This is a genomic window from Ligilactobacillus equi DSM 15833 = JCM 10991, assembly GCF_001435735.1.
Taxonomy (GTDB): domain Bacteria; phylum Bacillota; class Bacilli; order Lactobacillales; family Lactobacillaceae; genus Ligilactobacillus; species Ligilactobacillus equi.
On the sequence record NZ_AZFH01000154.1, the window covers coordinates 1 to 8,404 of the forward strand.

Annotated in this window: 7 protein-coding genes, 1 pseudogene and 1 other annotated feature; of the genes and pseudogenes, 4 read left to right on the forward strand and 4 right to left on the reverse strand. The window is 38.5% G+C overall.

Translation table 11 applies throughout. From position 1 onward, the window contains the following. Positions 1 to 189 (forward strand): annotated as a pseudogene (locus tag FC36_RS12210) (IS30 family transposase); the annotation flags it as partial. Between the two features lie 208 nt (positions 190 to 397). On the opposite strand, the gene FC36_RS08135 reads toward FC36_RS12210, so the two are convergent. From FC36_RS08135 to apf, 4 genes are all read right to left on the reverse strand, one after another. Next, positions 398 to 2,158, reverse strand: a complete 1,761-nt coding sequence (locus FC36_RS08135) for a 1-deoxy-D-xylulose-5-phosphate synthase (RefSeq protein WP_025021184.1) — start codon at positions 2,156 to 2,158, stop codon at positions 398 to 400. A 45-nt stretch (positions 2,159 to 2,203) separates the two neighbouring features. Continuing rightward, positions 2,204 to 2,665, reverse strand: a complete 462-nt coding sequence (locus FC36_RS08140; RefSeq protein ID WP_025021185.1) for a flavodoxin — start codon at positions 2,663 to 2,665, stop codon at positions 2,204 to 2,206. Between the two features lie 135 nt (positions 2,666 to 2,800). After that, positions 2,801 to 3,463: a DUF6557 family protein gene (locus tag FC36_RS08145; protein WP_025021186.1), complete on the reverse strand. Its 663-nt coding sequence runs from the start codon at positions 3,461 to 3,463 to the stop codon at positions 2,801 to 2,803. A 546-nt stretch (positions 3,464 to 4,009) separates the two neighbouring features. Then, on the reverse strand, positions 4,010 to 4,591 hold the full coding sequence (gene apf, locus FC36_RS08150; RefSeq protein WP_025021187.1) for an aggregation-promoting factor: 582 nt from the start codon (positions 4,589 to 4,591) through the stop codon (positions 4,010 to 4,012). Positions 4,592 to 4,833: 242 nt separating this feature from the next. Between apf and FC36_RS08155 the strand changes: the two genes are divergently transcribed. From FC36_RS08155 to tyrS, 3 genes are all read left to right on the forward strand, one after another. After that, positions 4,834 to 6,009, forward strand: coding sequence for an acetate/propionate family kinase (locus FC36_RS08155; protein WP_025021188.1), 1,176 nt, complete (start codon positions 4,834 to 4,836; stop codon positions 6,007 to 6,009). Between the two features lie 63 nt (positions 6,010 to 6,072). Beyond that, on the forward strand, positions 6,073 to 6,654 hold the full coding sequence (locus FC36_RS08160; protein WP_056986831.1) for a metal-dependent hydrolase: 582 nt from the start codon (positions 6,073 to 6,075) through the stop codon (positions 6,652 to 6,654). A 36-nt stretch (positions 6,655 to 6,690) separates the two neighbouring features. Further along, positions 6,691 to 6,884, forward strand: a binding site (T-box leader). A 40-nt stretch (positions 6,885 to 6,924) separates the two neighbouring features. After that, a complete protein-coding gene (tyrS, locus tag FC36_RS08165) occupies positions 6,925 to 8,178 on the forward strand; it encodes a tyrosine--tRNA ligase (protein ID WP_023859532.1) in 1,254 nt (417 codons plus the stop codon). Positions 8,179 to 8,404 lie beyond the last annotated feature (226 nt).

An 8,404-nucleotide genomic window follows, 5' to 3' on the forward strand; every position in this document is an offset into this window, starting at 1 on the left:
GGTTCAAATGAGAATGTAATTCGTATTATTAGACGATTTATCCATAAAAGTACTGCTATTTCATCATATACTGATGACTACATTCAATTCGTAGAAGATGCAATCAATGACTACCCACGAAAGCTTTTAGGTGGTTACTCTGCCGAATCTGTTTACTTGTACAATGAAGTACTTTCACTTACTTCTTAGAATCAAGAAGTATCTTTTTGAGATAAAGTGGCTAACTTATATTTGCAATTTGAGAGAAAAGTTAAATATTACCTGAAACAAAATAGTTATAAAAACCGCTAGAAATTAATGCTGTATCAGCGTTGATTTCTAGCGGTGGATTATTTTTTTAAACGTTTTTGCAGTTAATTTAATTACGGTTGTTCGTTTGAGTAAGAGACATTTAGCATTATTTCAAATCATTTAAGATTTGAGCTACGATATTTTCTACGGTGATTCCATTGGCGACTAATAATTCTGTGGCATCATAGCGGTCATGGAAGGCTTTGTCGATACCATAGTTTTTAACCTTTAAGTCCGAATTACCAAGGTAACTAGCAATAGTTTGTCCATAGCCACCTTCAAGAATTCCATCTTCGAGTGTAACAAGAACTTTATGATCAGTAGTTAAACTATCAAGAAGCTTAGTATCAAGTCCCGTAATAAAGCGAGGGTTGACCACCGTTGCAGTGATGTTATGTTCGGCTTTTAAAACTTTGGCAACTTGTTCGGCAAGATGGAAGAAATTACCTAAACCAAATAATGCAACTTTTGATCCTTTTTGAATTACCCTGTTCTTATTGAGTTGGCTATAATCGGTTGTATCCTTGATACCTGTTTCGACCAAGGGACCCACTGGGACCCGAATAGCAACGGGATGTTGGTTTTGGTTAATTGCCCAGTCCAACATTGCTTGGTGTTCTTCCTTATTTGTTGGCGCCAAGTAGACCATATTTGGAATATGCGATAAGAATGGAATATCAAAGAAACCAAGGTGACTTTCATCATTCATAGCGTTGGCAGAGGCCATGTATACTAAAATAGTGGAGGCCTGGTTGTTAAGTGCAATATCATGGGATAATTGATCGTAGGCGCGTTGCATAAAGGTCGAAGTAACAACCCAAATTGGTTTAGCACCGTTTTTAGCTAAACCAGCAGTCATAGTAGCAGCTTCCTCTTCAGCAATCCCAACATCAACGAACTGCTTTCCCGCTTGTTTCCGTTGTTCCTGATTAAAGATGAACATTGGAGTTCCCGCATTAACAACGACCACAGTGGGATCTTTAGCGATTTTATCTAGTACCAGATCAGTTGTGATACTATCATAAGTTTCGCCAACTTGACTACCGGTGAGGTAAGCTCCGGTCTCGGGATTATAGGGACCACCGGCATGGAAAGCTTCGCGATTTTGTTCCATAAAGGGCACACCATGTCCTTTTTGGGTATGAAGATGCAGGAAGACAGGGTGGTCGGTATCCTTAACTTCTTCTAAAAGTTTAATCAGACTTTTTAAATCATTACCATCTTCCAAGTAGTGGTAATCAAAGCCTAGCGCTCTAAATAGGTTATCATTGGCGCTGCCTTTGCTTTCACGCAGTTTTCTTAGAGCTGTGTAGAGTCCACCAGTTGGGTTAGTAGCAATTGATTGTTCATTATCATTTAAAATAACGATAGTATTAGTGCCTTCGGTTGCAATCTGGTTAAGTCCTTCGTAAGCGAGCCCACCAGACATGGAGCCATCACCAATTACGGCTACAATATTACTATTTTCGGCTTTTAAATCACGTGCCTTGGCGACACCTGATGCGAGTGCAAGTAACGTTGAGGTGTGACCAATTGAAAATAAATCATGTTCACTTTCATGGGGATTAGTGTAACCTGAAACGTCATCGTAGTGGGCTAGGTCTAAAAAGGCTTGGGCTCTACCGGTCAGCATTTTGTGGACATAAGATTGATGTGATACATCGAAAATAATCTTATCCTTAGGTGAATTGAAAACATAATGAAGAGCGATTGTTAATTCAATAACGCCAAAGTTAGGTCCGTTATGTCCACCATGACGACTGGTTTTTTCTAGCAAAGCTTTTCGTGCTTCATCAGCTAAAGTTTGTAGTTCTTCATGTGATAATTTTTTAACATCTTCGGGGGAGGTAATTTTTTCAAGAAGCATAATAAGTCTCCAATCTTTGATTAAATCGGTCTGTTACTTTGTTAATTAGTTTAATTTTTTGAGCCAGCGGTTGATAGCATCGGGGGAGTTTAAGACCTCACCTGTGATATGCTTTTTAGCTGTGTAGCTGTCAAAAATCGGTTGTGCCTTTTGGTAAGTAGAGCCACCAGACGTTGCAAAACTTCCTAAATTTTTAGTGGTAAGATCTAAATGGTCAAGTACCGTTTGAATGATTCGTGGTGGAATTCCCCACCAAGTTGGGTGCCCGATAAGAATACGTTCATACTTGGAAAGGTCAGGTAGATTTCCGACAAATGCTGGTCGACAGGTATCATCGGCTTGTTCTTGATTACAGCGACTCGCATTATCATGCCAATTTCTATCTTGACTTGTGTAAGGAATTTTTGCTTTAATTTCGTACAAATCTGCGTTAGTAGCATCAGCAATTATTTGAGCGCATTTTTTGGTCGTTCCTGTTTCGGAAAAATAAATAACGAGTGTTTTCATAGAAAATGCCTCCCATAATTTATTAGATTTTACATTATTGGTAATAAAAAGTATAAATCTTTGATTCCAACAACTAACTATAATATAGAACTTGGAGTTCACTCTAAGTCAAGAGGGGATTTGATGATTATACGCTTACTTGTTCTTACATATTTCTTTGATAGCTCGTTTCATGGACAGTTCACCAAGCGTCATCTTAGCGTCAAATGCTTGTTTTTCGTATACTTTTTCTTCAGCCGTAAAGTGGTCAAGCTTTGTATTTTCTAAAAAGTCATCAACGCTTAACTGGTTGGGATTCGTAGCCTTAAACTCTTTAATTTGTTCATCTAACTTTGTTTTTTCTACAGGTAATTCTTCTTGTTTTAGACCGAAAAAAGACATTTCGTAAAGAATTTCAACTAATAAATCCTCTAAATAGTAGGTGGTAAGCTTGTTTTCAGCAATAAAATAGCCTAAGACTTCTGCTTGAGGAGTAAATTCATAAGCGTAACTATAAGCTTGAGAACCTAATTCTTTTAATTCCTTTAGAGGCGTTAAATTGAATATAGGTTCGGGCATGTAGTCGTTTATATTGTGATAGACGTAAAAAATCCAAGTTTTATCATCATTGTTAGGTGTAATTGGGGTTTTCTTCAAGTTTTCAATAAACATATACATGGAATCATAATTATATTTCTTGGCTTGAGCAATAGTAACATCGTCAGCAAAATCGTCTAGTTTTGCTGGATACTTGTAATAAAATGCATTAATAAGGTTATCAATATTCGCCTGTTTTAGGTGTTCTTGAACTGTTTTCATACTCTATCTCCGTTTCGTAGGCTTAATCTTGATCTAAAAGGTTTGCCCACCAATCTTCAAACTCGAAAGAAAAGTCTCTGGCAAAATCTTCGCTTGAATACAAAAAAGCGCTATCCGAAGATAGCACCCTAGTACTTAATTAGTCCTCAAGTAAAAACTTTAGTAACTTCTTAAACACTTTTTTGAGTGTTCCAAATGGAACAATTACGAATATTAGTAATAACGTCAAAGGAGTTTCCTCCTTTCTAGTACTATTGGTTGATTAGACCTAATGCACAAATAAAATTATAGCATATGTAGACAATTGGTGTTATACTAAAACTACGAATATTAGTTAATGCACAATTGGTTAGGCTGATTACCTGACCGTAAGCGTGGGGACTAGCGAAAGTTAGTCCTTTTTTGTGTTTAGTTACGGTAGAAAGGGGAGTTTTAGCGTATTTCACTTCCGATGACGTAAAGTTGACAGTACAATTTTTGTTATAAAATAAAAAAACACGCATCCAAATTAATGAATACGTGCTATGTCTCTGTCAGTTTTTTATCTTAGTACCAACCGTGTGATTGCCAGAATGCTTGGGCATTTGACCATGAGCCGTAACGAGATGCGACATATTGGTCAGCTACACGTTCTTGGTTAGCTGGAGAGTAATCGCCGTTTAAGTATGAAGCGGATAATTGGTAACGACCAATGTATTGGCCGTTAGCTGCAGAGTATGAACCACCTGATTCACGTTGTGCAATCCATTCTTTAGCAGCAGCATCACCACCAGCTACACTAGAAGTAACAGCAGGTTGTGTTCCTTGTTGTTGCACTGGAGCTGCTTGTTGGGCTGGGGCAGTGGCTGTTTGTTGGTTGTTAGTAGTGGTTGTAGCTGTTTGTGCGGCAGTAGTTGTTTTACCGTCAGTATCATTGATTTCAAGTTTGTCACCAACGAAAATTAAGTCGCGGTTAGATAGTTTGTTAACGTTCACGATTTCATCAACTGTGGTGTTGTGTTCGTGGGCAAGCTTTGATAGTGTGTCACCGTTTTGTACGACAATTGTGTCGGCATTAGCGGCAATCCCTGTAGCGGCGATAGTTCCTGAAAGTGCAACTGATGATGCAATAACTTTTTTTAAATTCATATAATTTATTTCCTCCCCGGAAAATTCGTTGTTATCTATAGAGTTATCATTGCTAAGTTTTATCTTACAAACTTAATTACAGGACCTAGTATAACGAAGAAAAATAACAGATAGGTGGCAAGAAGTTTACTTTTTATTGTTTTTTGTAATATTACTGTAAATATAAAGCGGATACCTTAGCGGTCATGGTCATTGAGTTACGGTATAATAGATAAAGATTATTGAATAGATGAGGTAAAAAGATGTCAAAGATACTTTTGCTTAACGCCGGGAGTTCGTCGGTGAAATGGAAACTATTTTCCCAAGGAAATGAAGCGGTAATTGCCAAAGGCTTGGTTGAAAGGATTGGTCAACCTAAGGCAAATTTTGCAGTAACATTTGCTGGTCAAACTATGAAGGAAGAGATTGCTAATTTAAGTTACGAGCAAGCTGCGCAGTTAATCATTGAAAAATTGGCTACCTTAAAGATTGCCCAATTAGAAGAAATTACCGCTGTTGGTCACCGTGTGGTTGCCGGGGGGATGAAGTTTCGTCACGCAACTTTAGTTACGAAAGACGTGTTAGCAGAAATTGTAGCCTTAAAAGATCATGCGCCATTACATAATCCGATGGAAGCTAAGTATATTGAATTGATGCAAGGTGTCATGCCTCAAACACCACAATATGCGGTTTTTGATAGTCAATTCTACACAGATTTACCAGAGATGAATGCAATTTTTAGTATTCCTTACGAATATACCAAGAAATATGAAATCCGTCGTTATGGGGAACATGGTATTAGTCATACTTATTTGTTGAAACGTACTGCTGAATTGTTAAATAAGCCAGCTCAAGACTTAAAGCTAATTACTTTGCATTTGGGGAGTGGATCATCGGTAGCTGCTATCAAGGATGGCAGGGCTTTTGATACTTCTATGGGATTTACTCCGTTAACTGGTTTAACGATGGGAACACGTGGGGGAGATTTAGATCCGTCACTAGTACCTTTCTTAATGGAAAAACTTAATCTTAGCGCGTCAGAAGTCTTGGACATTTTCAACAGTAGGTCTGGTTTATTAGGTTTGACGGAAAAGTCTGATGATATGCGTGATATTGTAGCCAACCAGGCTGATCCGCAATTTAAGTTGGCCTTGGACATTTTTGTAAATCGCATTGTGAAATACGTCGGTAGTTACATGGCGGAATTAGGTGGCTTGGATGCCTTGGTGGTTTCTGGTGGAATTGGTGAAAATAATCCTTGGCTACGCCAGGCTTTAGCGGATAAATTGTCTTTCTTAGGACTAAAGATTGATAGTCAAGTAAATGAAAGCATTGAAGAGGGAATTATTTCACCAGAGGATGCCACTTTTAAATTTATGGTAGTACCAACTAACGAAGAGTTAGAAATGGTGCGTCAAATTAAGGCGCAATTAGCCTAGTTTTGCCAGTTTCCACTTTTCGTATTACAATGGAAGTAATACTTATAGAAAGAAAAGTAAGCGATGGAATATAAAACGCATATAGTAACTTCCATGACTTTTGCGGTGCCCATGTTGTCTGTGACCGATGAGTTGACGATGATTAACCTAGGCGCTGTGGTTTTAGGAAGTCTTTTTCCTGATATTGACCATCCCCGGTCTTATGTGGGCCAAAAAGCCAAGATTGTTAGTCGGGTCACCAACAAAACTTTTGGTCACCGTGGCGCGACACATTCGCTGTTGGCACTGGCAATTATCTATATTATGGGAAATGTTTTTGCGCAAACTTATCTGGCAGCATCGCTAGCGTATGTTCCTTTTTGGTTTGCTTGGGGCTATCTTTTACATCTTTTGGAAGATGGCTTTTCTCGAGATGGTATTCGCTTTTTTTGGCCATTACAAAAAAAGCCTTGGCACTTGGGGGGAAAATTTTTACGGTATAAAACGAGTAGCTTAAGTGAACATATATTTTTTGGTTTTGTAGTTTGTCTACTATTGGTAGAAGTTAAGATGTTGTGGCAAGGACAGCTGGAAAGTTTATTTTCAGGTGAATTCCTATCGCGACTGCAAACTTGGCTTTTAGAATTGCAAAATAAGCTGACCTAAATATTGACAAGGGCAGGGAAGTTCGCTATATTGGTGATATTGACAGAGAAGTAGCATAGTAGGTGCCTGCGCAATGTTCCAGAGACTTGGTGGAAGCTGCGAACCAAGATATAGTAGGTAGTTGAATTACACTATGGAGTCAACACGGTTCATCTCGTTAACGATGACAAAGCAGGTTGTCTTTATGACAGCAATCTGGGTGGTAACGCGGAAATTTTTTCGTCCCTTTGGTTCTGGACCAAGGGGACTTTTTGTTTTAAGGAGGATTATATGAACATTATCGATGAATTATCCTGGCGCGGTGCTTTAAACCAAATGTCAGATGAAGAAGGTTTGCGTAAATTATTAGATAGTAAGTCAGTCGGGCTTTACTGTGGGACTGATCCTACGGGGGACAGCCTGCATATTGGACACTTAATTCCTTTTATGATGTTGAAACGTTTCCAAGAAGCTGGTCACCGGGCCCATATTTTAATTGGTGGCGGGACGGGTTCAATTGGGGATCCTTCTGGTCGCTCAACGGAACGGGTGCTTCAATCTATGGAACAAGTGCACCACAATGAAGCAGCTTTAACAGCACAAATGAAGAAGCTTTTTGGGGAAGACAACATTACGATTGTCAACAATTATGATTGGTTATCACAATTAAGTATGTTAGACTTTTTACGTGATTATGGGAAATTATTTAGTATCAATACCATGTTGGCTAAAGATGTGGTTGCTAGCCGCTTGGAAAGTGGGATTTCCTATACCGAATTCACTTACCAAATTTTACAAGGGGTTGACTTTCACCATCTTTGGAAACACAATGATGTTCAATTACAAATTGGTGGTTCTGACCAATGGGGTAACATTACTGCGGGGATTGATTTAATCCACAAATTAGAAGGTAACAAGGCGGAAGCTTATGCCTTAACGATTCCTTTGATGTTGAAAGCTGACGGAACTAAGTTTGGTAAATCAGCGGGTGGGGCCGTGTGGCTTGACCCAGAAAAGACCAGCCCTTACGAATTTTATCAATTCTGGTACAATCAAGATGACCGTGATGTGGTGAAATACTTGAAGTACTTTACTTTCTTATCTCAAGAAGAAATCGCGGAATTGGAAGAAAAGGTAGCTAATGAACCATTTAAGCGTGAAGCTCAAAAACGTTTGGCGCAGGAAGTAACTGCCTTTGTTCACGGCCAGGCAGCAGTAGAAGAAGCGGAGAAAATTTCAGCTGCTCTCTTTTCTGGAAAGGTAGGAGATTTGACTGCTAGCCAAATCGAACAAGGTTTCCAAAAAATGCCAAGTGTGGAAGTTGATGCTAGTCCCGCTAACCTAGTGGAATGGTTAGTAGATGTAACCAAGATTGAACCATCACGTCGTCAAGCGCGAGAAGATTTAAAAAACGGTGCTATTTACATTAACGGTGAAAGAATTCAAGATATGGACTATATTTTAGATCCAAGTCAAAGTTTCGACGGAAAATTTGTTATTGTGCGGAAGGGTAAGAAACGTTACTTTTTGGCGCGAATTAAATAGGAATGAAGGAGAGAAAAGTTGTGAAACTTTTCTTTTTTTTACAAAAAATGTTGACGGAATCATCTTAGGTTAGTATAATGATATTTGTTGTTTACGGAAGGTGAAAACTTTTGAGAATAACAAAATAAAAAAATGTTTGACAATTAAAGTGTTGAATGTTAAACTATAGTAGTTGTCGCAAGACAGCGAGTAGATCTTTGAAAACTAAACAAAGTTTCGACAAACC